Annotated in this window: 16 protein-coding genes; 2 read left to right on the top strand and 14 right to left on the bottom strand. The window is 59.6% G+C overall.

Annotated elements, in window-relative coordinates:
• Positions 1-6: 6 nt before the first annotated feature.
• The 13 genes from WM40_RS03520 to WM40_RS03455 all read right to left on the bottom strand — a co-directional run bounded on the left by WM40_RS03520 (position 7) and on the right by WM40_RS03455 (position 21,758).
• Positions 7-669: an SGNH/GDSL hydrolase family protein gene (locus WM40_RS03520; RefSeq protein ID WP_024904264.1), complete on the bottom strand. Its 663-nt coding sequence runs from the start codon at positions 667-669 to the stop codon at positions 7-9.
• A gap of 44 nt (positions 670-713) precedes the next feature.
• A complete protein-coding gene (locus WM40_RS03515) occupies positions 714-4,742 on the bottom strand; it encodes a cellulose biosynthesis protein BcsC (protein WP_046152136.1) in 4,029 nt (1,342 codons plus the stop codon).
• Positions 4,743-4,755: 13 nt separating this feature from the next.
• Positions 4,756-7,212 (bottom strand): cellulose biosynthesis cyclic di-GMP-binding regulatory protein BcsB, encoded by a 2,457-nt coding sequence (gene bcsB / locus WM40_RS03510; protein ID WP_236693369.1) that lies wholly within the window; start codon positions 7,210-7,212, stop codon positions 4,756-4,758.
• Positions 7,205-9,457 carry a cellulose biosynthesis cyclic di-GMP-binding regulatory protein BcsB gene (gene bcsB, locus WM40_RS03505; protein WP_046152134.1) on the bottom strand — a complete coding sequence of 751 codons (2,253 nt, stop codon included), beginning with the start codon at positions 9,455-9,457 and terminating at the stop codon, positions 7,205-7,207. The genes bcsB (WM40_RS03510) and bcsB (WM40_RS03505) overlap by 8 nt, the downstream gene beginning before the upstream one ends.
• Before the next feature lie 32 nt (positions 9,458-9,489).
• A complete protein-coding gene (gene bcsA, locus WM40_RS03500) occupies positions 9,490-11,745 on the bottom strand; it encodes a UDP-forming cellulose synthase catalytic subunit (RefSeq protein WP_082102407.1) in 2,256 nt (751 codons plus the stop codon).
• Positions 11,746-12,132: 387 nt separating this feature from the next.
• On the bottom strand, positions 12,133-12,549 hold the full coding sequence (locus tag WM40_RS03495; protein WP_036011013.1) for a hypothetical protein: 417 nt from the start codon (positions 12,547-12,549) through the stop codon (positions 12,133-12,135).
• A 72-nt stretch (positions 12,550-12,621) separates the two neighbouring features.
• Positions 12,622-13,050 (bottom strand): cellulose biosynthesis protein BcsD, encoded by a 429-nt coding sequence (gene bcsD, locus WM40_RS03490; RefSeq protein ID WP_024904258.1) that lies wholly within the window; start codon positions 13,048-13,050, stop codon positions 12,622-12,624.
• Positions 13,051-13,917: 867 nt separating this feature from the next.
• On the bottom strand, positions 13,918-16,053 hold the full coding sequence (locus WM40_RS03480) for a phosphocholine-specific phospholipase C (protein WP_024904257.1): 2,136 nt from the start codon (positions 16,051-16,053) through the stop codon (positions 13,918-13,920).
• A gap of 302 nt (positions 16,054-16,355) precedes the next feature.
• The gene (locus WM40_RS03475) at positions 16,356-18,191 is read right to left on the bottom strand and encodes an alpha/beta fold hydrolase (RefSeq protein WP_024904256.1); all 1,836 of its coding nucleotides are present in this window, start codon (positions 18,189-18,191) and stop codon (positions 16,356-16,358) included.
• 3 nt (positions 18,192-18,194) lie between these two features.
• A complete protein-coding gene (locus WM40_RS03470) occupies positions 18,195-19,151 on the bottom strand; it encodes an amino acid--[acyl-carrier-protein] ligase (protein ID WP_046152132.1) in 957 nt (318 codons plus the stop codon).
• A 2-nt stretch (positions 19,152-19,153) separates the two neighbouring features.
• Complete coding sequence (locus WM40_RS03465; RefSeq protein WP_024904254.1) at positions 19,154-20,380, bottom strand: acyl-CoA dehydrogenase family protein; 1,227 nt, start codon at positions 20,378-20,380, stop codon at positions 19,154-19,156.
• Positions 20,377-20,622, bottom strand: coding sequence for an acyl carrier protein (locus WM40_RS03460; protein ID WP_024904253.1), 246 nt, complete (start codon positions 20,620-20,622; stop codon positions 20,377-20,379). Before WM40_RS03460 ends, WM40_RS03465 begins: the two co-directional genes overlap by 4 nt.
• 746 nt (positions 20,623-21,368) lie before the next feature.
• The gene (locus WM40_RS03455) at positions 21,369-21,758 is read right to left on the bottom strand and encodes a hypothetical protein (protein WP_024904251.1); all 390 of its coding nucleotides are present in this window, start codon (positions 21,756-21,758) and stop codon (positions 21,369-21,371) included.
• 209 nt (positions 21,759-21,967) lie between these two features.
• Between WM40_RS03455 and WM40_RS03450 the strand changes: the two genes are divergently transcribed.
• Positions 21,968-22,549 (top strand): hypothetical protein, encoded by a 582-nt coding sequence (locus WM40_RS03450; RefSeq protein WP_157685692.1) that lies wholly within the window; start codon positions 21,968-21,970, stop codon positions 22,547-22,549.
• 152 nt (positions 22,550-22,701) lie between these two features.
• The gene (locus WM40_RS03445; RefSeq protein ID WP_082102406.1) at positions 22,702-25,008 is read left to right on the top strand and encodes a TonB-dependent receptor; all 2,307 of its coding nucleotides are present in this window, start codon (positions 22,702-22,704) and stop codon (positions 25,006-25,008) included.
• Here WM40_RS03445 and WM40_RS03440 read toward each other — a convergent pair.
• Positions 24,996-25,454, bottom strand: coding sequence for a MarR family winged helix-turn-helix transcriptional regulator (locus WM40_RS03440; protein WP_236693368.1), 459 nt, complete (start codon positions 25,452-25,454; stop codon positions 24,996-24,998). The genes WM40_RS03445 and WM40_RS03440 overlap by 13 nt on opposite strands.
• Positions 25,455-25,517 lie beyond the last annotated feature (63 nt).

The following is a 25,517-nucleotide window of genomic DNA, read 5'->3' as shown; positions in this document are numbered from 1 at the left end:
GCGCGTTTAACGCGACGCCTTACCTTGCTGAACAACCGGCAGCTTCACCAGCGCTTTCATGATGTCGTTGCCCCAATACTTGTAGCCGGTGGTGGTCAGATGCTGGCCATCCACGGTCGCCCACTCGCCAGGTCTCGAGAATGTCAGCGAATCGATATACGAACAAGGCGCCACATTGGAGGCCAGAAACGACGACAACAACTTCACACGGCCGAACGTCTTCTGGTATTTGCCGCCTTCAGTCCCCCAGACGGGACCGACCCAGACACACGCCGTCTTGTGCGCGGCAAGGTTCTGCGTCAGCGCCGTGACCTGTTGCCAGGCCCAGGCCTTTGCAAAGTCGTCCTTGCCATAGCCGCCGATCGTATCGCCTTCGACGATGATGACGAGGTCGGCCTTGTTTGTGGCAACCAATTGGTCGACCGGCTGGGTCTTCGCGTTGTGATGGATGACGATCGGTCCCTTGCCGTTACGCTCGGCACCACCGCACGTGCCTTGGACGGACTTGACCCAATCGCCGGGTGTGCTGCCGCAGACGCCATAGGTGTGCACCTGCGCACCCGCGGCGATCAATTGGTCTTGCAGCGTGTCAATAAGATAGCCGGGTTCGCTCAAATGGCTATCGCCTATCATCACGATGCTAAGACCGGCGAGTACGGAAGCAAGCATGGAACCTCTACTCCTCAAAAACGACCGATATCCGTTCGGTCGTGCTATTGATCGTTGTAATGCGATTGGTAGGGAACGAGCGGCATGGCCAAGGCCTTGGTCTGCGGCGCGAAGTTGTATCGGACGTAAATGCCGGCCACCCACTGCTTATAGCTTGACGAGTTGTTCGCTCCCACACTGGCGCCGCCGGTCAACCGGTGTGTAAAGCGGTATTCCGCCGTCGCCAGCAGGTTGTAGGCGAATCCGCTCGAAGACTGTGCAGGATGAACCGCGCCGTCGGTCAGGCCGATCGCAGACGCCGCCGTGACCGCCGAGGATTGCAAGGCGGCATTGGTCGGGAAATACGGTGCGCTGTCCTGATGGAAGGTCTGCAACCCGGCCGACCCTTGCAACTTGTACGTCCAGCGATCGGAGCGCTGCGCCCACGTGACCGGGATGCTGAAGGCATAGTAGCGCTGCGGACTGAAATAGCCGCCATTGCCGAACGTGAAGTTGTTCTCGTTGTGATCGTAGAACTCGCCGCTCAGGTTGACACCGGCGGTCAGCATCGCATTCGGGGTGCGATAGAAATACCAGTAAGCACCACCGCCCACTTCCGCCCCGGTATTCGACTGGACATTGTGCCCGTCCAGATATTTCAACGAACCATAGCCATACAGCCCGTAATCGTCGACATCGAGGCCAATCGACCCATGCAGCGCGGTAGACGTGACCCCACCCCAGCTCAAGCCCGTCCGCGTATCGTGGGAGCCGGCGAAAGAGGTAATGGTTTCGGTCACGGCGCGGCGCGACAGGCCCACGTTGTACCAGCCGCCCTGCCCCGGATCGATGGCGTTACGGTACGTGGCACCCCCAACCACGTTGCTGTAGCGGAAACCGATCGGCGTCGTGCCGATGTCTGCCGTCCAGTTCCGTGTCTCGTAACCCACGCCCAGGCCCACGCCATACGCCGTCTGCGCGCCAGGGGCGGCAACGGTGCCGGCCTGCTGCGCCTGAGCCGCTGCCGGTCCGCCGCCGAACTGACTGCTGCTGTATATGTCGGTACCCAGCGTCGAACCCGTCAATTGCACCGGCGTCACACGCACGGACAGCTTGCCATTGCCGAACGGCACGATGCCTTCCAGCGGCTCCTGGACATTCGTCATCTTGCTCGTGCCGGGCGTACCGTTGTTCGACGTCACGAACACCCCGGCGCGAATTTCGGGAGCGTTGTCCGATTTGAGGTCGGCAAGATCGCGACGCATGCCGTCTAACGACGAGGCATCATCCTGCGACGCATTCGCCGCCACTGTGTCGAGCGGCGCCTGCGTACCGATCGGCGTACCCGCCACGGACGGCAGTGCCGACGGACGTGACGATGACCAGCCACGTGCCACCGCGGACGGGTCGCCCGACGACGCGGCGGAGACGGTATCGCTACCCGCGTAACCACCGTCACGCGTGGCAGGCTGTGCGGCAAACGCGGTGGCGGCCGGTTGGCTGTCATCTCGCGGCGCAAGTCGATGCCGATCCCTGGCATGGAGAAAGGGATTGCCAGCCACGTGGTTGTCGGCCAGTTGAGTCGGTTGCGCCGACGCACCAAGGCGCTTTTCCTTTATCGAGATAGCGGATTCCAGCAAGGTCTCTCCCTGGCGGAAATTCCCCTGCATCACATAGACGCGCGCGGCACCTGCCAACACATCAGGATCGTTGGGCGCTTTCGCGAGAGCGCTTCGCAGGGCCTCATCGGCTATATTGTTTTTTCCCGCCTGAACCGCCGCCATCGCGACACCCAGTTGCAAGCCGGGATTCTCGGGATCGTTCGCCGCAGCCTTCTGATAAAGGGACAACGCCTGGCCGTATTGACCGTCAGCGGCATACATCCGCGCCAGCGCGGCCAGTGCCAAGGCATCGTTGGGTCGCTTCGCGAGAATGGGCGCCAGTGTATCGTAGGCGTCCGCGAGATCGCCTTGCTGGCGTTGCTGATCGGCAAGCCGTACGGCATATAGATAATTCAGGTCGTCCAGCCGTTGCCGTTGATCGGCTGTCAGCGTCTCCCCGGCCAGCGTGCCCAGGGCATCCTTGGCCTGAACATTTTGTCCTGCCTTCAACATCAGACTTGCATACGCCAACTGGACGTCGGGACCACTATCCTCCAAGCCGTTCGGCATCATGCCACGCATCAGGCTCATGGCGCGCGGCACATTCCCCGCATCGATATACGCTTCCGCCAACGCCCCTACGCGTGCCGGGTCCTTCCCCGCGGCAGGCTCGAGTCGTGACAGCATATTGCGCGCGCCCTCCAGATCACCGTCCCGCGCCGCCTGCGAGGCACGGGCAACCACCGCCTGAAAGTCGATCAACTGCGCTGTCGCAACCATGTTCGGGGTGCGAGCCGATGCCGGGATACGTGCCATCGTGTCCTGAGCACGCGTCCAGTCCGCCATCTGCATGGCCAGCAGCGCGCTCGCATACAGCGCATCGGGATTGTCGGGGTTGGCGGCCACGAGACTATCCACCAGTTGCCTTGCCGCGTCGGGACGACCCTGTTTCAAGTCATAACGGGCCAGTTCCAGGCGCAGCCAAGGATTATCGGGATCGGCGCGCTGCGCGTCTTCCAGAATTTTCTGGGCACCCGCCAGATCGCCACGCCGCGCGGCCGCGTCCGCCCGACCGGAGGCCACGGCGGAGCGCAGACGATCAAGACCGCCGATACCGGCTTGCTGCGCCGGCGTCATGCCGTCGACCAGCTTCTGTGCCTCGTCGGCGCGTCCGGTCTGCGCCAGAATATCGATCAACCCGGTCACCGCCTCGCGATTGTCCGGGTGCGCAGCCAGTACACCACGGAACACCGTTTCGGCCTGCTTCATATTTCCCTGCGCGGCATACAGGCGGCCGGATGCATTCAAGCCGCCCGGCTCGGTGGGGTCGAGACGAAGCGCCTGGTCGATCTCGCGGCGCGCGGTTGCATAGTCGCCCAGGTTTTGCGCGCCTTCGGCCTGGTTCACGAGCAACCAGTACCGCGCCGAGTTCAGCGGCTTGTCCCAATTGCCACCGGCGCCAGGATGCGAGGCGGCACGGGATAAAAGCGCCTGTGCCTGCACCAGATCGCCTTGTTGCATACGCACGAGGCCCAGGCCACCAAGCGCGTCGGTGTTATTCGGTTTGTCGCGCAGCACCTCGGAAAACAACTGTTCCGCCGTGGTAATGTCGCCGGCCTTGAACGCCGCGAAACCACGGGTGAGTCGAGGGTCCATGACGGGAACCGGCGGTGTATTGGCCAACCCCGGGCGCGGCGATATCATCTGACGGCGAATGTCCTCATCCTCCGGATGCAGCTTCAGATAGTCCTCGAACCACGATCGATTTTGCGGCGTAGGCGGCACCCAGGTCAGCACGGAGCGCCATGCTTCCGTAGCGGCGCCACCGATGTCCTGGCGCTTCGCCAGTTTTTCCAGTAGCGCGACGCCGGTCGGGCGATCCCTCTCATCCCGCACCATGTGCTGGGCAAGCGGCAAGAGCACGTACGGATCGTTCGGCGTCTCCCCATTCAGGCGCTTGAGGCCTTGGATCGCCTTGTCCGTACCGCCGTCCGTATAACCCAGATAGGTATAGTACTCACGCGCGACGACGCCTTGCGGGGTCTTTCCACCCAACGCCTGATCGTACTCGCCAATCGCCGCCGCCAGCGCTTTCAGGTCGTTCTGGTTGACGGCGTCCTGCGCATGCTGGCGAGCCTTGGCAAGCAGTGACTTGCCCGGCTCGACCGCCAGACGCAGGTCCTGCTCCAGCAGCGGCACGAAGCGGCTGTTCGGCGCGGCTGCACGCAGCTTTGCCAGATAGTCTTTTGCGGCCGGAAACTGCTTTTTGTTGACGGCGATCACACCCAGCCCATATAACCCTTCCGGCTGGTCCGGGTCGGTCAGAAGCAGCTTCGACCAGGACTGCGCGGCCAAGTCCGGCTTATCGTGCGCCTGCCAATAACGGCCCTGTTCAAGCAACATATTCGATGTTGCTTCCTGCGCCCACCCCGGATGGCTGACCGAACCGATCAGCATTCCGAGAATGGCGGCCTGACTGCGGCTGACTTGCATGAGCGTTCTCTGATTATTTTGGTTGTTGCAGATGCTCTGCCTGGAGCCGCGCCCGGCTCTCGGCATCACGTCGCGCCTGACGGCGCCGCATGTAGGCGAGCAGGGCCAGCGCGATCAGCACGAGCAACACGACACCCAAGGCGCGGAGCACCCAGGCCAGGGAAACACCGATCGAGGCAAGCCACCAATCCAGGCCGCGCCAGAGTCCCAGGTGCCCGAGGTAGTAGGTGTGTTCGCCTACGAGCGAGTCGACCTCCTTGCCGCGGATGGACACCAGACTGCCCTGAATCGGCAACTTATCGTCGTTGCGCACATCCAGCAACGCGGACACCGCATCCTTCAAGCCGTCGCTCTGGTTGCTGATCAGCATGACCACGCTGCGCCCTTTCTCTTTCGGCGACTCGAAGCCCGCCATCACGGCGCTTACACCAGATCCCGTGTAAGCAAGCGACAGCCGGCTGGGTTGGTTATCCAGGCGCGGGTTGGAATGGAACCAGCCCAGCACCCGGCCCGGAACGTCGGACACGGAGAACTGCGATGCCTTGTCATACGTGGCAGGCATGTACTTCGCCCAGTCCTTCAACCAGGCTTGATCGGCACCGGAGGCGATGACCAGCATATCCTTACCGGACGGTACGGCATCGATGTTCTGGCCGCGAAGCACGGTCACCCCACGTGCCGGGTAACCGGTCGAGTCACCCATGCGGCCCATGACCGCCAAATAGGTGCTGTATTCCTCCGGGCCGGCGTTGGCCCCCAGTACGACATCGGTCGACGACAAGTCCGCCATGCGCGTGAACGGGAAGCCGGCCTGCGCAAACGCGGCCAGATTCGGCATCGCGATGTAGTGCGGATACTGCGTCAGGTCGATCGTCGACTCGGGGTCAATGTCACCCCGCACATTGTCGATGATGATGTCCCGGCACTCGCCCTGCTTGATGTAGTCGTACATGTAACGGAACTGCAACTGCGTATTCGGCTGCAGCAACGTCTCCAGCGGTACGTCGAGCGGCGCCCGGCTGGGCAAGCTGCTGTCCGGCAGCACCGCCGCCTTCAGCTTGTCGCCGTCTTCGAGTTTTTCAAGCGGCAATAGTGGAACCGATTTGATGAACTGGTCACTGACACTGAACAGAAGTGACGAGTTGACCATGTACGGCTGCGGCGTATAACGGTAGTGCAAATCGATCGGCACGTTTGGTGCATGCCATCCGAACAAGTCCGGCGGGATGCGCGTATTGATCCGGATCAGATCCGGGCTGTAACCCGATACACGCAACTGACTGGCGTCGATCAATTCGCCAAACGATACCGGACGATCGGTGCGCAACCAGCGCGGCGCATCATCAGGCTGACGCGATGCGGGGTCCGGGAACTTGGTGATCAGTGCCGTCGGGCCGACCAGTGTCTGACTGCCCATGACCAGCGCGTCGGCTGCCTGCTTCAGTTCCTTACCATCGCGCCCCATGACCAGCAACAACGTGCCATTTGGATCGTTAGGATTCCGCACCACTGCCAGCGTCGGCCCTTGCAGCGGCGCAGGCGCCAGCGCGGCTTGCGCGGTGCCTTCGATCAGGACCACCGCGTTGCCTGTAGCCGGGATCGTGGATAGGGACACCGGGAAGTTGGCGCTACGGAAATTCGCCATGGCGCCAAACCAGGACGACACCGCGCCCGCCGCTTCCAATGCGGCGCTATCCGGATTACCCGCGAACACGAAAGGCAGATTCAAGCGACGGATATCATGCGCGTCCAGGAAGGGCTCGGGCAAGCGCGCCAGGTCGGCAGCCGGCGTCAGCGGCTGGGTATCGATGCTCAGCGTGCTGCCATTACTGATATTGGCCCACAGGCTCGAATGCAGGGGATCTTCGCACTGCATCGTGTAGTGACCAATCAACTGTAGCCGCAGCTTGGTGTTCGACGTGAACAAGTAGGGCGGTAACGTAATGGTGCGCTCGAGACTCGTGCCGGCCGTGTCCTTGGGCACCGCGATCGACGCTGCCACCTGATCGTTGATCAGAACATTGATATGCGACAGGTCCGGCAACAACGCCGGGGAATACGCATAGCGTAGATTCAGCCGCGCACCGGTCACCACCTGATCGTCCCGCACGCCCACCGGGACGGTATTGCTGCCGTCGACGCCACGCAGGTTGAGTGCATATTGCGCACCCAGCTGCTGCAAGGTATAGGTTGTGGTCGTCGTGGGCGCGGCCGTCGGGCGTGCATCGACGATCGGCGTGCTGGACGCGGGCGAGGTGGGCGACGCCGCGGGCTTCGCGACCGCGGTTTTTAGCGCGGCGTGCTTCGTCGATGCAGTCGCGTGCCCGCCGGCATGCGCCGGTTGCGGCGCGGCGTACGTTGTCGATGATATGACGAAGATACCACCGAGCAGCAGTGCTGCCCACGCGGGCCGGGCGGTCATGCGCGGCGCAAGGCGTGCCCGCGAAATGTCAGGCCGTCTTTTAAACATGGGAACCTCTTCGTCCTTCTTCGGGTTGCGATGCCTGGGGAATGTCCAGGTCCAGTCGTTTAAGGGCACGCAGGTGCAGGAACACGCCGCCGAGCAAGCCAATAAGTACGACGCTGACAAGCGTCGAAATGAGGAGCAGCACGATGTGGCTCGCGAGGAACCACTGGACAGCCAGGCGGAACGGCAGCGTGCCCAGGAAATAGTTTTGCTTGTCTTCCAACGTGGTAAGCACACCGTCATGCGCGATGACCAGGCTGCCACCAACCGTTTCCGTTCGGCTAGCGCCGATCAGATACCGGTGCGCCTGCAGCAGGTCCACCACCGCATCAAGCGCGGCCGGCGATTTGCCTGATACCACCACCGCGCTGCGGCCACGCGTCAACGGCGACTCCAGCCCGGCCACCATGCCGTCGTGATCACCGCCGCTGTACAAAACCGCGAGATCGTCCGCACGTTGTTTGGCCGTCCGCCCGTTGGTCAGGTTTTCCCAAAAATCCCGTATCGCACCGTCCGACGACGCAACCGGGCCGAAGAAACCGGCCGGCAGGTTCTTGTGCCATGCATTCACCAGCGGCTGATTGTTTCCAGATGCCAGCACCAGCAGGTCCTTGCTCTTCACTGCGCTGACCTGCCCGGGATCCACCGCCGTCACGCCCAGCACTGGATATCCACTGGCCTGGCCCATGCTGCCCATCAGTGTCAAATATGCCGAATAATCGTCGGCCACTGCATCGACGGGAAGAATCACGGCCGTTTCAGAAAGGTCGGCCATCCGGGTGAACGGGAAGCCGGCATCGCCAAAAGCACGCAAATCCGGCATGGCTGCATAACGCGGCAAATTGGAGATGTCGATTGTCGATGCCGGGTCGATAGCACTCTGCAAGGGGCCGCCCGGCACGTCCTGCCAATTTTCCTTTGGCTTGACGGCGTCATATCGATAGTCGAATTGCAACGTCGTCAGGGGCGGCAGCAGATAGGTCGGAATGCGCATCACCGCATGACCATCCGACGTGTCACCCGCCAACGGCAGCGTCTGAATCGGCGTGTTCCCAACCAGCACATGCAACTCGGAATGCAGCGATTCCGGACGCGCCGTGTAGCGGTAGTGCAGATCCAGCTCTGCGCCCGCGCTATCGAAGCCGAACAGACCCGGCGGCAACCGCAGGCCAACACTGATCGAGCCAGGGCTGAAACCCGATACGGTAAAGGCATCGGCAGAGGCTAGCTCGCCCAGCCGGACCGGGCGGTCCGAGGGCAGCCAGTTGGGCGCATCGAATGGCTTGCGCGGCAGGACGTGTATCGGAGAATCAATCCGGACCTGCGACCCCGTCAGCGTCTGCGAGCCCAGTACCAACGCGGTGGCCGCCTGCCGGAGTTCCGCCTCGTTGCGACCGGTGACCAGCAACAGCTTGCCGTTGGCGTCCAGGGGATTAGGGATAATCGCCAGCGTCGGACCATTGATAACCGGCAGGGTCAGGCCCGGCACCTCACCGGCCAGCGCCAGCACCACACCGTTGCCCCGAGGGGGAATTGCACCGGGATAGGCGGAAAAGCGCGCGCCGCGATAACCGGCCTGGGCGCCGAGCCACGATGTGACGACCCCGGCGGATTCAAGCCGATTCATCGTCGGCGCTTGCGATAGCACGACTGGCAGGTTCACTCGGCGCACATCGCGCTTGTCGACGAACGGCGCAGGCAGTCGCGCCAGATCGCTCGGCAGCGGGGCCGGTACGACTGTCACGACAAGCGCGCTGTTGGGAGCCGCCTTCAACCACAGATCCGGGCTGTCCGGATTATTTCCCTGGTCGCTGGCCTTGCTGTGCGCGATCAACTCAAGATTCAGATGGTTGAAGTCGGACAGCAATGCCACTGGCAAATCCACCGATACATGCGCCGACTTCAGCGGGGCCAGTTGCGGGAGCGGGATGGTCGTGGCGACGACACTATTCACCAGGACATTCAGATGTGACAGACCGGGCAGCAGCGTATCCGAGTATCGAACATCAAGTTCGAGTCGAGCACCGACAACGCGCTCATCCTTGCGCAAGCCAAAGTCCATTCCGGCATAGGCATCTTGGCCGAGCAACGTCACGCCCTGCTCCGGGTATTGGCGCAGCAGCGGAATCCGATAGGAATAGGCGTCCGATGGCAAGCCGTCGGACGCCGCCGCCACGGCGGTCAACGTCGTGGCACCGCCCAGCAGCAGGACCGAATAACACACCGCCGCCCACAGGCGCTTGCTCATTGAGGAGCGGAAAGACGACAAATAACCGATGCTCACGATTGCTTGGTTCCCAGCTCGCTTTCCGAAGCCCCGGCCGGGCGGCCGGGGCGCGCACGCCATCCCATGAACAGGTACTTGAACAACTCGCCAAAACCGTGGACGCCGACACTGAGTACCTCCAGCAGGCTACGCAATGGCCGGTCGGGACGATACTGTCCCCACGACGACAGCCACGCATCGGCGCGTGAAAACGTAACGCGCATCAGGTCGCGCTCCTGATCGATCGTGAGCGCCGGGAAACTGACGCCGAGCGTCCGGCCACGGCACACCTGGACCTCGGCGGGAAACTTGCCCTCGTAGTTATCTCGAAAAACGGACACCATGATTCGATCGCCGGGTTGCGGCAATGTCACGTTCTCGGGCAGCGCGATCCCGAGCCCGCCATGTGAGTAGTCAGTGGTGTGGCAATCGATACGATCACCATTGGCGGTGCGAATTACCGCCGGCAGCGAAATCTGCACACGTGGTGCCTGGCGCAACTGCCGCGACTCGCTGGCCACGCCCGCTGCCGCACTGAGGTTCATGACGTTGTAGAGCACCCAGCCGAGATTGAACAGAATACTCATGGCTTCCGGCCAGCCAGGACCGCGACTTAAACCGAACACCCCAACGGCAAGTCCGGCCAAGTTAATCAGCAGCAACAGGATGTAAGGCCGGGCCATCGCCCAATCCAGAAAGGAGCGCCGAATGACGCCGCCCTTCGCCGTCACGTTGAAACCCTTTCTGCCGGGGAAGAAGACCGCCTGAAGCGCAGGCAAAACCACGTACCAGGCAAGAACGGTTTCGTACACCTCGCTCCAGAACGAGTGGCGGAAACGGCCCTGAATCCGCGATGCCCCGATACTCGAAATGACCAAGTGTGGAATCGCATAGGCCAGGACCATCAACGCCGACGCATGAAATACGTGGGCGCCGAAGAACAGGTAGGCCATTGGCGTGATCAGGAACACGATGCGCGGTAAGCCGAAGAAAAAGTGCATCATCGCGCTCAAGTAGCAAAACCGTTGCGGCAACGTGAGCCCCCTGACCAACAGCGGATTGAACCTGCGGAAAATCTCCGCCATGCCGCGCGCCCACCGGATACGCTGGCCCACATGCCGGCTCAGACTTTCGGTAGCAAGACCGGCGGCCTGCGGAATGGCGAGATAAGCAGTGCTGTAACCGCGCATGCTCATCTTGAGCGCGGTCAGGGCGTCCTCGGTCACGCTCTCCGTCGCGACGCCCCCCACATCCAGCAACGCGGAGCGTCGCAATACCGCGCACGATCCGCAGAAAAAGGTCGCATCCCAGAGGTCATTCCCGTTTTGCAACACGCCATAGAACAAGTCGCCCTCGTTCGGCACCTTCCGAAACGTTTCGAGATTACGCTCGAAAGGGTCCGGCGAATAGAAAACGTGGGGCGTTTGCACCATCGCCATCTTCGGATCCTTCAAAAACCAGCCCATGCAGATCTGGAGGAAAGAACGCGTCGTCACGTGGTCGCAATCGAACACCGCGATGTATTCGCCACTCGTCTTGCTCAGTGCGGCATTCAAGTTGCCCGCTTTCGCGCTCACATTGTCAGGTCGCGTCAGATAGTCGACGCCCGCCTCCTCGCAGAAAGCGCGGAATGCTTCACGACGCCCGTCATCGAGGAGGTAAACACGCAACTTGTCAGCCGGCCAATCAAGCAATGTCGCGGCCAGCACCGACTGCCGTACGACATCGAGCGGCTCATTGAACGTGGGAATATATACATCCACCGTTGGCCACGCCGACGTATCGGCCGGCAGCGGGAAAGGTCGGCGGTGCAACGGCCACAGTGTCTGGAAGTAACTGCACAGCAGCATCAACACGGCATAACCTTCGGCCAGCAACAGCAGCGCGCCGAACGTGACATCGAGCGGGTTGGTGAAAAAGAGCGTCTGGGTCACGCGCCAATAGAAATAGCGCATCGATACGAACACCGACAGTGCCACCAGGGACACCGTCAGAAAGCGACCTGGAATGCGACTCAGGGCAAAAGCCATGAACATACAGAGGATGCCAAACATCCATTGCGTGGAAAGCGCCAGATTGACGGTCAAAGCCGAGGTGAACAGCAGCACTGCCGCGATGGTTGCAATCAGGCGCACCCAACGCGGTCTGAGCAACGATGTGCCCGCCGCCACGAGCTTGTCGTCCCAGTGCCCCTCGTCGTCGCTTTGGCCTGCACCGTTTTGTTGTCGTTGCGCGGTCGTATTGAACCGTCGCTGTTTGGCCTGTGCCATCGAAATCTCCCCTACCGGGTCCGTACCCAAAACGCGATCACCAGCACCACGAACGGCGGCAAGCCCATCGACCGTACACGCGCACTATTCGCGACGAAGTCGCTTGCGCGGTCGATCGCATATCGTCATTGCCTGGAATGACGTCTGAGAAGTGCCACATCTGACCCGCTGTCATATGTGTATGCCACTTGCTTTCAACGTCCCACATTTCCTCGTCGCACCGCTTACCCGATGCATGTCATTCATTTGCAGCCCTCACTACTTCAGGCCGTCCTGCGGCATGCGGCAGGTGACCGCGCGTCGCAGCAGACGCCGCGCATCGATCTGGCGTCCGTACATCATCGCTCCCTGCCGAGTCATGTTCCGTGCAATAACCCGCGAGAGCGTTCAAGAAAGCCGATGGGGTGAGGTGTCCGTCCGCGCAACGCTCCGCTCGGCCAAACGCGCAAAAACGCTGCTGAGAGGGGCCGATTGCTTCTGAGCGAATACCGGCTCGCGCTTGGCCTGCACGGCCGCCTTCCTGGGTGCGGACGACATGGCTGGCGGCGACTCGGATGCCGCAATCGGACGTGTCAACATCCTCTGTTGCTCCGGCTCGGCGTGCACCGGTTCAAGCGTATGCAACGGGACAGACGGCGTCGGCCGGGCGACAGCGACCCAGGACTCATCGATCGGCTCGGCACGCGCCACGGACCAGCGACCGCGTTTACCGTGCAATTGCTCCGCCCCTTCCACTTCGTGATATTGGGCCGGGCTGGCGCCCGCCATCTTAAAAAGATTCGAAATGTCCGATGCACTACTCATGTGTCGTCCTCGCTGAATTTGTTATGCTTTCGCGCCCGCGTAACCGGCACGCAGGTACGAGCTACCGCTCTTCTAAGCACCGAATGAGAAAATCATTGTTCCCGACGCATCCGCGGCGCCAGCCATCGTGGTTCGCAGGCGCGGATCGGCACCTAACTGCTGCATCCAGCCTTCATAGACGCCCTCTAAAAAAGCGCCCGCCCAACGGTCGTTTTCCGCACCGAAAACCGCCCTCAGTGGTGCGTATCGGTGCGTCAGCACCAACCGGATCTCGGACTCGTCGATCTCGACTTCGCCCCACTGCAATTCACGCCAGACGTGGTTCATCACGTCCTGCATTTCCGCAACCGTTCCGGCAGGCGCGAGTACATATTGGCGAGCGAAGCGCACACCTGTGTCATGCATTAGCCGCCCAAGCAATCCGGGCGTCAATGTTTGCGTCAGTTCCTGCGCGAAGAGCGACAGAAACGGGCGCCATTGCGGTACAGACATGTGATTCATGGCATACCCATACGCCCTTTGCGGACGCTTGCATTGAAATGTTGCAGAATTTACCGAATCGCCCTTCGTTCTCGATTCGCGCAATGATCGATGTCTTTCTTATTCGATCGATGCAGACGCTCAGTAATAATGTCGCACCCCAAAATCGCTACGACATTTACTAGCATTTTTTTCCGAATTTTAGTTTTTGATCTTCAAAGTATCCCTCACGACTTCAGTTCTAGGCAACGGGAAAATATTATTTTTTGGATACAAATTCATCTTCATGGGAAAAGCTTTCTTCAAATGTAGCATGGCCGCCGCTCTGTTGCCGGACCCGTAATCATTGCAAACCACCATCGGGTAACCAGCTTGAATCACGGTGAAAGTATCTGTATCCACGGAACAAAACGTCAACCGAGGCGGTACCATTTAGCAAAATATGTGCCCGATCGCCAATTGTCGCTGATGTCGACAGTTTAGAACCGTTCGAACCCGTGCATCCTCGTTCCCTGAAAGGTGAACGCACATTGGCCGTAAGCCGCTCAGACTGAACGTTCTCTTTTTTTAAATGTATAAGTAACCAATCTTGGAAATTCGTTGCATTCCCGACCGATGACTTAACATCAGGAAAATTCTTTGATTAATTTTGAGAAATGGCAAAGCAAAGAAAATAATGCCAGCCACTGCACTTACTTTTCATATAATAAAAAACTATCATTTTTCAAACGTTTGTTCTACTTAACTATATTGTATTTTATTAGGATAGCTAACAAAATATAGAACGAATGACTGGCATGTAGAAGGTGCGATGCGCGCCCGGTTGACTTGACGGATAACGGGCCACGCCACGCTCCGCGTGGCCCGCTCCAGACATCGATGACGTCGTTACACCCCTAGCGCAGGGTCACTCCAGCTTTCTTGTCCGTTTTCCAGGTGACCGGCCAAATGCCGGATGAACGCCTTGTCATCAGCGACGGTAACGATCACGTCATACCAGCCATGCTGGTCGCTAAGGTCGATACGAAGTCGCGTGCTGTCGCCTCCATTCAACCTTTGCGTCTGGGTGTCCTCGATCGCCCGTCCGTGCTGTACGCGTCGGGAGACAATGATGAAGCTGCACGACCCCTTGCCTGCGTTGTCCAACTTCAGCACGATGGCGTCGCCTTCAAAGTGCTCGTGCACTTCCGGCACGGCCGTGGCGTGACCAGCATGAGTGGCGGTGACCCCCGCACCGTTCGGCACGCTCCCCCTGAAATGGCGCCAAAAACCATTCGGGCCAACGAAGCTCGCGTCGTATTCGCCGGCGGCGTTCAGTGCGATGTCTGCCTGCAATTTTTGCCCTGCGCCCACGGTATAGCTCGATGGCGCGCTAACACCATCGTTCAGATAGCATTGCAGAACGGCTCCCTGACCTCCGGTGTTGTGCAGTGCGATTCCCAGCGTACTCGCCCGGCCCCCTTCGCCACGAACGTGTGCGGTCAGTTCGTAAGGCAACGCACGGGCACGGCGTACGCCTTCCTCTTGTTTCGGCACATGTTGGTCCAACGGCACAACGGGTACGAAATCCGCGTGGCGTTGCTTGTCGGCCGGAACATAAGCGGCTGTGCTGGGCAACGGCGCGCGTGCCAGATTCGGCGTACGGAAATCGAATGCACTGGTCAGATCGCCACAGATCGCGCGCCGCCACGCAGATATGTTCGGGGAATGCAGATTGCCGCTCTCACCGAAGCGTTTGGCGATAAAGCGAATCACCGATGTATGATCAAACAGTTGAGAACAGACATAGCCGCCCTTCGACCAAGGCGACACCACCAGCATTGGCACGCGTGGGCCCAGTCCATAGGGACCAGCGGCATAGGTACCATTGCCCGCAAACAGTTCGTTATCCAGTGACACCGTGGACGCGCCGTGAACACTATCCGTCGGCGGCGACGGTGGCGCCACATGGTCGAAGAACCCGTCGTTCTCGTCGTAGTTGATCAGCAAGACCGTCTTGCTCCAGACGTCCGGATTGGCGGTAAGCACCTGCAGAACCTGATCGATGAACCAGGCACCATAGTTCGCGGGCCAATTCGGATGCTCGGAAAACGCTTCTGGCGCAACGATCCAGGAAACCTGCGGCAGGCCACCGTTTTCGACATCACGCTTCAGAATGTCGAAATAGCCGTCGCCTTTCGTGGCATTCGTTCCGGTTCGCGCTTTCTGATAGAGGGGAGTTCCCGGCTGTGCATTTTGATATTGCGTGAAATACAGCAGCGAATTGTCGCCGTAATTGCCGATAAACGCATCCTTGGTCCACCCCCAGGAGCCTGCCTTGTCCAAGCCGGTGCCCACGTCCTGGTAAATCTTCCAGCTCACACCGGCTGATTCCAACATCTCCGGGAAGGTGGACCAGTTGTAGCCCGCTTCGCTGTTATCCACCACGGGACCACCGCCGACACCGTCGTTTCCCACATACCCCGTCCACATATAGTAGCGATTGGGATCCGTAGCCGCCATGATCGAGCAATGATAGGCGTCACAAATCGTGAATGCATCGGCGAGCGCGTAGTGATACGGAATGTCATCACGACGCATATACGCCATGGTCGTGGTGCCTTTGTTGGCGACCCACTGGTCATAGCGCCCATTGTTCCAGGCGTTGTGCGTGGTCGTCCAATCGTGCGGCAGATCTTGAAGGAAGGTCAAGCCGACATCCGGCACGTCTGGACGAAACGGCAGGACCTCTCCCACCCCCGCCAGCCCTGGTTGGTGCCAGACTTTCTTGCCGTTTGGCAGCGTGATCGCCCGCGGATCACCATATCCCCGAACGCCACGCAAAGTGCCGAAGTAGTGATCGAACGAACGGTTCTCCTGCATCAGCACCACGATATGTTCGACATCGCGCAGGGTGCCGGTGCGATTGTTTGCCGGAAGTGCCAACGCCTGGCGCAGCCCTGGCGGAAAGGCGCCAAGGGCCCCGGCAACGCCGCCAGCCTGCATGGTCATGCGAATAAAGTCGCGCCGAGTGTAGCTTTTCATGGGAACGGTTCTCCAGTGCTTGCGTTGATGTGGCGAGCGTGGGTGATCGTGTGAACGGTCCCGGCGCGGCGGTTCGCACTGGCGCCACCGTTGCGTCGCAACAATCAACTGTGGCAATGCCTGGTTCACTGGTATTGTTGGTTCTTTCTGAACCTTCCCGCGTCCGCAGCTTAGCCAGCCGATATGTCGGTTTCATGTCGTACGCGCAAACGTATCAAACGAGCGTATGTGACGCTGCGCGGCAGCCGTGAAGGCCGTCCGGCCTTCACGGAATAGGGGACGTCACGCAAAGAAAAGAAACATCAGCCCGTCGATGCGCCGGGCCTCGAGTAAGAAGCACGCGGACCGCCGTTCCCCGACGACGCGACGTCTTTCAATCCGTGCGGGGGCGCGTGCGATGACGTGGTATCACGGAACGCTTGCAGTACGAGGTCGTAATATGCAAACCGCGTTTTGGTGGCATTGAAATGATGGTCGGCATGTGTCAGAAATGTGACGCGCGCCGGTGAAAAATGACTCATCCGACGGGCTGCGCGACCGAAATGGCGCGTCAAATCCTCGAGTCCCGGATCATCATCGCTATAGATCAGATGCGAATGCACTTTGCGTTTTGCCAAATCCCTCATCAACGCATAGGCCTTTGCTGTATCCGAGTCTGGCGATGGGGGCAGGAGATGCGTCATCACGTCCAATGAGCGCCGTAGGATGCGCACGATCAACACGCGTGCGGTGCCGAGCAGATCGGCATCGCCGCGCAACACGCGTTGCCATTCGCCGCCGTTACGTAGTGCACGCAGATAGGCCTTGAGGCTACGCTTATGCGTGCGCACGGCCATCTTCACTTCCTCGCCTTCTGCAACGATGAACTTTTGCAGATTAACCAACACGCTGCCGACGATACGCGGATCTTTCGCCGACACGTGTAGACCGATATACGCACCCGAACAGAGGCCCGATACAATCGCCTTCTGAAATCCCTGGTCGGCAAGAAACTGCATGCCGGCCATCGCCTCCTCGACACATCGCGGGTCCGTATGGATATGGCGTCTGTCGATGTCGGCCAGACTATCGCCCATCCCGCTCAAGTCCAATCGAAGCGACGCAATGCCAGCACGTGCCAAACGGCGGGCGAGCGACACATACGCGCCACCATTGCCGATATGGTGACTCGAGCCCTCGTGAATCAGCAATGCCGCGATCGGATTACCGGGCGAATGCGATGGACGGCACAGTATGCCGAAGAGCGCTTGATTCGGACCGAAGCAATGCGGCTCTTCGATAAAGTCAGCACTCGTCAACCGGTCGACCCTGCGCGGGGCGATTCGTACCGGCAAGGCCTGCGATGGATGACGACCCATCGCGTGCTCCTCCAGCCAACCACGCACCGCGATGATCGTATTACTGGGCACGGTACTCGTTGTCGGGTCCTGCATCCATGCGGCATAGTCCGTGAACGGGCTCGCCGTGACCGGAATGCCGGCCTGCCGCCAGGATTCGACAAAATTGTCACAACGGCGATCCCCGCGCGTCGCAAAAACGAGAACCGGCTGCACCGGCACGTTGCACTGCATCAGATCGACAATGCCGATCTGCGACTGTAATGCCGAGGTCCACCAGAAACCGTTGGTGTTCAGCGGCTCGTCACTCCCGACATCCGGAACGGGATTGTAAGTCGACAAACTCGATACCTTGGCCGCCATGCGCGTTTCACGCAGGAATGCCTTGCCGAGTACCACGGGCGCCAGGAGCACCAGCGCCGCGCTCGGCATTTGCTGCGCGGCCAACGCAGCAATCATGCCGCCAAGCCGGACGCCAAGTAATACGATATGTCGAACACCGGTACGCACACGTAGATGCTCGGCCCCGAGCAATACGTCATCTACAAACCCATCGAGCGAACGCGGTACGGCATCGCTGTTGCCGGTGCCGTTGTAGTCGAAGCGCAACGTGGACATGCCCGCTTTCGCCAGCGATTCGCAAAGATGCACGACACCGTAGTGGGTGCAGATCTCTTCTTGCGCAAGCGCCGAACAAATCACCACACCGACCGATGACAGGGCGATCGGATCGCCCAGGGTCGGGTCCGGCTGGTGAATCCATCCGAACCGACGATCGAAATAGGTAGGCTGCATGCTCATCGCTCAGGTCTCCACAATGCCAACGGACCCGATCCCATTGTTCGCCAGGGCGCCAAAGCCCAGTGTGGCGCGTACGTCGGCCGACCAGCGATCGAGATCGAAACCGTGATGTCGCAACAATGCCAGTGCGAGACGTTCGATACCGAAGCCACAACATGCGGTATGCGCCACCTCCCCGTCTGCCGTGCGCAAGTCCCACGTGTCGCCGAAGTGGGTCATGTGATAGTTGAAGCTCAAACAAGCGGTTGGTCCGGCACCATCATTGACGGGTACGAGCAATTCAAACTTGAGGCTCTGCGCACGCTGACTGTCGGCCATCAGTTTTCCACCTCTGCCAAAAAACGGGTCGTTCGCGATATCGACCTCGAAAGGCAGGCCAAGCGATGACGCAAACGTCTTGCCGCGCGTAATCCAATCCTCGCGAAACGCCATGACTTGTTCCGGCGTCCCAATGCGAACGTACTCACGCATGCGGAAGAACTGGAAACGAGTCGGCTCCAGGGACGGTTCGTGACGGAAACACCAGCAGCACACATCGATCAGTGCACCGACGTTTGCCAATGGACCGCGTCGCGCCAGTATGGGATATACCGAATAGCATGCGGCCGGTGTCAGCACCAGTCCCGCGGGGGCCTGTTGTTCCATCCATGCCTCACCGCGCTCGATCTGCCCGAGTAGTTTGTAATGGCCGCGATCATCGCCATCGAAGCTATGAATCGTTCCCGCGAAATGCGGGAAGCTCTTCATGTAGCCACTTTTCTCAAACATATCCTGCGACATTGCCGGCGGGAACCGCATCAACTCCGGCGAATCGTCCAGGCCCGCTTGCGTGATGGCATGGTCGAGTCCGCTACAGATGGCTTCAAACACGGCATTGCGACCCCACACGCCATCCACGCCGGTTGGAATCAGAATGCCCGCATCAACGAGTTGATCACGAAAAGTCGGTTCGATCGTCATGGTCAAAGTGTGCCCAGGTCATGGCGCTGCGCCAGCAATAACGCGCCGGTGGTAGTGGCAATGCGGTCATTTGATATCATGATCTGCGCGCTCAAGATGTCTCGCAGATGCCTACCGACACTGAACTCCCCGCCATTCTTGTAGCCGGACATGCCGCAAATGCGCAGTGCTTCCATGACCACGTCATGGCATTGCGTCGATATCTCGATTTTCAAGGCGTTCAATAGCGAAGCGCGGGCCATTCCAGTCGGCCAGGCCCCCGCGGCGCCGTCGATTGCCGCGTCCCGTGCGAAACGCGCGCGCCCCAGCGGATGAGCGACATCGAACTGCGTCAATGCGCGCGATAATGCGGCCTGGATGGTATCGAGGGATGCCACTGCGTGCACGAGTCGGACGGCACCCGGAGGCATGGTCCCAATCTGACGCCGCGCCTGCGCTCGCAGAAACGCGCGCGCGCGGGTAACCGCCTCCGCGGCAATCCCGGTCCACGCCGCGCCCCAGAGGAGATGCGAAACCGGCACCATCGAATTTTCGCTGATCTCGGCAAATGCCGCGGGCACGATCTGATCGGCCCGCCCCGTCGCGGATAACCGGAAAGCACCGCTGCACGTTCCACGCATGCCCAAGGCATCCCAACCGCCAGTCGGCGTCAAATCGCAGTCCGACCGCAACAACGTGACCAGCGCTTGATCGGATGGCGGCGCATCCGCGTGTGCCCGGCAGGTGACCAACAAAACATCGGCGTAGGCACCGTAGGACACGGTAGGCGCGTGCTTTTCCAATGTAAAGCGACCATCCGCGACGACCATCGCGCAGCGACTCGACCCCATATCGCCGCCTACGCCCACTTCGGAGGTTACCGACCCGAGCAACAACCCCTCTTCGGCAATCCGGCGGGCCAATGCACGGTGCCACGGCTGTGTGAGCGCATGACCTACAATGCAGGCCACCTGGCTCTGGTGCATTGCGTAAATCATCGCCGTGGAAGCACAGCCGCGCGCTATTTGCTGACACTGTCGGGCGATATCGAGAAGCGACGCGCCGCGGCCGCCAAGATCATGCGGCAACATGCAGCCAAGCAGGCCAGATGCGCGCAGCGCGGCAATCGCCTCCACGGGAAAGCGGCCCTCTAGGTCCACCTGATCCGCATGGGCGGCCGCGACACGGACCACGGCCGCCAGATCCAATGTTGTGTCAGGGGACAAGCGCTCACTGTAGACGGTGCTCACGTTGCAGTGCTCTTCAGGCCGAGAACGACCGAGGCCAGTGCGTCGATGCTAGTGAACGTTGAGCGCACGAGCAGGCTATCAGGGAATTCCACGTCGAATGCCGATTCAATCGCCAGCATTACCCCGACCGTCGCGAACGACGTCAATCCCACGGCAAACAGGTCATCCGAAGACCCGATCGCTGTCACTGGCACGCTCAAATTACCGACTTCCAACAAAATGCCGCGTAGCGTATTTTCCACCAAGATAATTTCCCCGAATAAGATTTACAAAATTGGCGGAAAGTTACACGCCGACAATACCGAAACCACCACGTCGCTCACGTACATTTTTCTCAATTTTTCTTATTGAGATACGGCAATTAATACCGCCCTCCAAAATAATCGTAATTCGTTACCGACGAAACGTGATGGGCTTGCGGTTGATTGCCGTCGTGTGTAATGCCTTTTTCATGAAAACCATTTTCATGAGGCGGCTTCTGCCGCCTCATGCCGCGCATACGGGATTTCCAAAAGCCTTTATGTTCAAGCGGTGATGTTGGACGATCGTATGTTTTGATGGCTGCTCTCTAATACTACCGTTAATTTTTTGAGCAGGTCGGACGTGGATATTCCGAGCATTTTTTCATATGGAGAAAACGACTCTTTCATTTTTAACACGAGGTGCTCAGACCGGAAAGTTTGCATATCCCGATAGAAATCACTATCGCGCCGACGGCGTCTGCCGGCGGCGAGAACGCTGATGCTTGCCGAAGGTGGTTAAAGCGGCTGCCCAGTCGCCGCGCAAGGACACTAGATAGTGTCATCCCGCGATATAACGGCCGCTATCACGCGGTCGCGGCGGGCCTCGCCGCGACGTGAAGGCGTACGGACAAAAGTGAGCGCAAAGAGGAAACACACAGCATGTAGAAATCGATCAAGGAACCGCCGTCATGGCGGTGGATCGCGGCTGCGGGAAGAGCGGTATGGCGTAGAGGTGGTCAGACGCGTTACTTCGCGCAACCGATGACGATGTCGTGCAGGTCCGTTTCAGACAATTGGCCGTCCTTGGCCTTGGAATGGCGAACGGCTATCCGCGCACCGCGCGCCTGATCCGTGATATCGATCTGGTAATAGTTACGATAGGCATAGCCATCATTGCCTCCCAGAGTCAGCCGCGTGAGGCCCTGCTCGATATCCGGGAAGTTTCCCAAATCGCTGCCGAACCGCGAGAGCGACGCCACCACGCAATCCGCTACCTGCGAGCGAGGCTTCGCCGTGCTTTGCTGGAAGGACACCGGCGCCTTTTGCAATTCCTCGAACGTGCCGCCGTTACAACCGAAGAGCGCGACCGTCGCGCCGCAAGTGAGGAGCGGTGTTATCCATATCGAACGCTTCATGCTTACCAGGGTCCTGAGATAAATAGCAATAATAAGCTGACATGTCAGCTCGGTTGAGTGCCGGTAATAATAAGTCACATCTTGGGCAATGACATCTCATGGAGATGCATCGTGGCGAAAATCTAGCAAAAAATTACCGTGGGAGAAAGTTCGACCTGATCCTTACTTTCAGCCTACGGTAATAGGGGTAATGGTATGATGTTCGCGCCATGCATAACCCTTTCTCATATTTCCGTGGTCGCCGGTCGGCATCGCCAATGCTGCGCTGGATGGCCCTGGCAATCCTGCTGATTCGGGGGCTGCTTTCGAACGTCGTGATGTTCGACACACACGCACCTGGCGAAAATTTTGCGCTCGTCATCTGTTCCGGCCGTGGTCCGATGTTTTCCGACACGACCGCTTCGAACATGTCGATGGCGAACCGTCCCTCTGCTGTCGCGCCTGCGCAGACCCCACTCAGGATGATGGAGGAAATGCCGATGGATGGCACGTCGATGCCTTCCGCCATACCATCGGGCACCTCGGCATCAGGCCTGAATGCCGCAGATCAGGTCACGAACGGTGATCAGGGCTCCAAGGACATGGACGGGTCGGCACATGGCGGCGACACGATATGTTCCTTCAGCGCCGTGTTGTTCGCTGCGGTGGTCTCGCTGATCATATTCCTGCTCATCTCCGTTCCAACCGCATGTCTGAGGTCCTTCCGGCAATGTCGCAGCGTCCTTGTCGCGAACGCCACGCCGTACCGTCTTGCCCGCACCCGCGCACCGCCCCTCGCTCCCACCCACTGAATGACGCTGCCTTCGCCAGAGCATTTCGCCTCGGCGATAGCCGCGACATCCACGCTTGTCACTTTTCAGCTTTTCCAAAAAAACAATTTCGCCGATGAGCGGGAGGTGCGTTGTCGCCGCCTGGAATCAGTGCGATTCTGACTGACGTCGTCATGAAAGAACATCTATCTCGCCTGTGTGGGAGCCGCCCTCGCTTGCGTGAAACGTACAACTCGGACGCGCACCGCACCGGGCGTCGTCGTACAGCCCTCGCGGTGGCAATCCTGTCGATCGCCACGACGCAATATGCGCGTGCAGCAGCCGCCGCCGATGACAAACCGGACGCACCTGGAATCGACCAAGCCGAGACGACCCATTCATCCGCCCCGGCATCCACTTCGAAAGGCGGCAGAGCTACGCCGAAAGAACGTGATAAGGCCGTTGTCTCGCACGATCAGGTCACCGCGGACGACACCCTGCCTGCCGTTACAGTCATCGGTCAGCCCGGCTCCAGCTATGCGGCCACCGCCGCGAGCAGCGTCACCAGGAACGATGCGCCTCTCAAGGACTATCCGGCGTCCATCCAGGTCGTGCCGGCCGCAGTCTTGCAAGACCGCGGCGTGACCCGTACAGACCAACTGGTCGATAACGTAAGTGGCGTACATGCCGAGGCTAACTATGGCGGTAACGAAGCGACCTTCTTCAACATTCGCGGATTCAGTGAGAGCAATGGTTTGCGCGACGGCTTCCGCAACTATGGCTATTACGCTTTCCGCGACGTGCAGAACATCGAAAGTGTCGAGGTATTCAAAGGTCCCGCTGGTGCGCTATACGGCGGCATCGGGGCAGTCGGTGGCTACATCAACACCGTATCCAAGCATCCTGGACAGGAGAACTTCGGCGAAGTCGCCGTGACCGCGGGAACCGATGGCCTGGTGCGCACGACCATGGACATGAACCGCGTGCTGAACGACAACCTGAGCATTCGACTCAATGCCGCGGTCGAGAACAACGGGACGTTCCGCGACAACGCGGCGTATCACTCCTGGTCCATCGCGCCAGCAATCACGTGGGATAACCATCACGGCACGACGTTGACGCTTTTGACCGAGTTCAACCACTTGCGCCGGGATGGTTTCGACTTCGGCGTTCCAGCGGTCGCCAACTATCAGGCCCTTTCCCGGACACGATACTACGGGCTTCTCAATGGCGTGTACCCGGGCGTTGCAGGCGACTACGGCAAGAACGACACCCAATCGGAAACGTTGCTATTCGAGCATGCCCTTTCAGCGAATTGGAAATTGCGGTTAGCCGGGCAGTTCACAGAGGCACATCAGCGCTCGACGCAGAGCTTTCCCAACAGCACGACCGCCACGGACAATTTGCTCGAATACTCCGTCTATAGCGGGGCCGACGAGGTATCGCGCCAGTACTCGGCGCGGGCGGAATTGGTGGGCAATGTTTTCACCGGCAATGTGAAGCATGCCGTACTTGCGGGGATCGATTACGGCTATCAGGAAGTAGGGAGCAATGGGTCGAAGGTGTACACCATGACACTCGACCTCTTCAACCCTGGTTACGTGTCGGGACTAACTTCCAGCGATCCCTTGTCATCCCACCAGGGGCAAGGCAAGGATTATGGCGCGTATCTGCAGGACTTTATCACGCTGACGCATCAGATAAAGGTCTTCGTTGGATTGCGAGCGGACCGGTTCGTCAACCGCGCAATCGAAAGCGGTGAAGTCACCGGCAATGGTCAACAAACAGCTTTCTCGCCGCGTATCGGCCTGGTCTGGCAACCCACCGACAGGACATCCTTCTTCACGGACTGGAGCCGCAGTTATTCGCCGAACGTCGGTCACAGCGGCAGTAACGTTACCTACGATGCCGAAGTCGCGGAGCAATTCGAGGTAGGCGTCAAACACGATCTGATCAAGGACCGACTCAATGCCAGCCTGGCGGTGTTCAACCTGGACCGCAACCACATCCTGACCACCGACCCGGACAACCCGTTGCTGCAAGTACTGACGGGCAAGCAACGAAGCCAGGGCGTGGAACTGGACATAGCAGGCAACCTCTCCCCTCGGTGGAAAACCATCGTCACGTATGCGTACACGGTCGCCAAGGTCATGAGCGATACGACGTATCCCGTGGGCGATACCTTGAGCAATGTCCCACGACACAGCGCAAGTGTATGGACGACCTACCGACTGCAATCGATTCCGGGAATGCAGGTTGGGGCCGGGCTTTACTACGTAGGCTCGCGAGAGGCCACCTTGCCGAATTCCTTCAAGCTTGCCGGTTATGTACGCACCGACGCCATGGCATCCTACCAGCACGGTCGATGGAAGACGCAGTTGAACATCTTCAATGTGTTCAATCGCAAGTACTACACCGGAGGCTCGGCCGCAACCTTCAACTACACACTCATGCCGAGCCCACCCTTGTCCGCACAGGTGACCGTGTCCTACAAATTTTGAGCATCGGCGCGCGCAACGGCCACGAGCCATTTGCGAACCACGGCCAACTCCGCTGTCGAGATGCTATCGGAAAGTTGGTGCTCCAAGGCCAGCACGCGTTCACGGCATCGCTGCAAAAGGGCCTTGCCGCGCTTGCTGAGTTCGATTTGCAGGATGCGGCCATGGACATCATGCGGTAGCCGCCGAACAATCCCGCCACGTTCCAAATTCATGACGATCACGCTAACCGTCTGCGGCGTGAGCAACGCAAGCCTCGCTATATCGGCATTAGAGATACCGGGGTAACTGTTCACCATCGTCATGACAGCGAATTGCGGCGGGGTAATATCGAGATCCACCAATCCGCGATCCATACGGTTCCGATAAGCACCCGCGGCCTGACGGAGAAGATATCCAAGATACCCGTCCTCACCGCGTTTGCCCTCGCCTTGCTTGGGGATTTCCATGATATTTGACGGTTTCCGCATATTATCAGCACTCTGATATGTTGTCAGTCCTCTGATATTATG

Origin of the sequence: Robbsia andropogonis, assembly GCF_000970345.1 — a bacterium.
Classification (GTDB): domain Bacteria; phylum Pseudomonadota; class Gammaproteobacteria; order Burkholderiales; family Burkholderiaceae; genus Robbsia; species Robbsia andropogonis.
The sequence above is the reverse complement of the archived record's forward strand: the minus strand, read 5'-3'. Positions and strand labels throughout refer to the sequence as shown.

Bases quoted from the DNA above. Each gene is read 5' to 3' on its own strand.
- WM40_RS03520 (WP_024904264.1), bottom strand. From the start codon at position 669: ATGCTTGCTTCCGTACTCGCCGGTCTTAGCATCGTGATGATAGGCGAT.
- WM40_RS03515 (WP_046152136.1), bottom strand. From the start codon at position 4,742: ATGCAAGTCAGCCGCAGTCAGGCCGCCATTCTCGGAATGCTGATCGGT.
- bcsB (WP_236693369.1), bottom strand. From the start codon at position 7,212: ATGTTTAAAAGACGGCCTGACATTTCGCGGGCACGCCTTGCGCCGCGC.
- bcsB (WP_046152134.1), bottom strand. From the start codon at position 9,457: ATGAGCAAGCGCCTGTGGGCGGCGGTGTGTTATTCGGTCCTGCTGCTG.
- bcsA (WP_082102407.1), bottom strand. From the start codon at position 11,745: ATGGCACAGGCCAAACAGCGACGGTTCAATACGACCGCGCAACGACAA.
- WM40_RS03495 (WP_036011013.1), bottom strand. From the start codon at position 12,549: ATGAGTAGTGCATCGGACATTTCGAATCTTTTTAAGATGGCGGGCGCC.
- bcsD (WP_024904258.1), bottom strand. From the start codon at position 13,050: ATGAATCACATGTCTGTACCGCAATGGCGCCCGTTTCTGTCGCTCTTC.
- WM40_RS03480 (WP_024904257.1), bottom strand. From the start codon at position 16,053: ATGAAAAGCTACACTCGGCGCGACTTTATTCGCATGACCATGCAGGCT.
- WM40_RS03475 (WP_024904256.1), bottom strand. From the start codon at position 18,191: ATGAGCATGCAGCCTACCTATTTCGATCGTCGGTTCGGATGGATTCAC.
- WM40_RS03470 (WP_046152132.1), bottom strand. From the start codon at position 19,151: ATGACGATCGAACCGACTTTTCGTGATCAACTCGTTGATGCGGGCATT.
- WM40_RS03455 (WP_024904251.1), bottom strand. From the start codon at position 21,758: ATGAAGCGTTCGATATGGATAACACCGCTCCTCACTTGCGGCGCGACG.
- WM40_RS03450 (WP_157685692.1), top strand. From the start codon at position 21,968: ATGCATAACCCTTTCTCATATTTCCGTGGTCGCCGGTCGGCATCGCCA.
- WM40_RS03445 (WP_082102406.1), top strand. From the start codon at position 22,702: ATGAAAGAACATCTATCTCGCCTGTGTGGGAGCCGCCCTCGCTTGCGT.
- WM40_RS03440 (WP_236693368.1), bottom strand. From the start codon at position 25,454: ATGGAAATCCCCAAGCAAGGCGAGGGCAAACGCGGTGAGGACGGGTAT.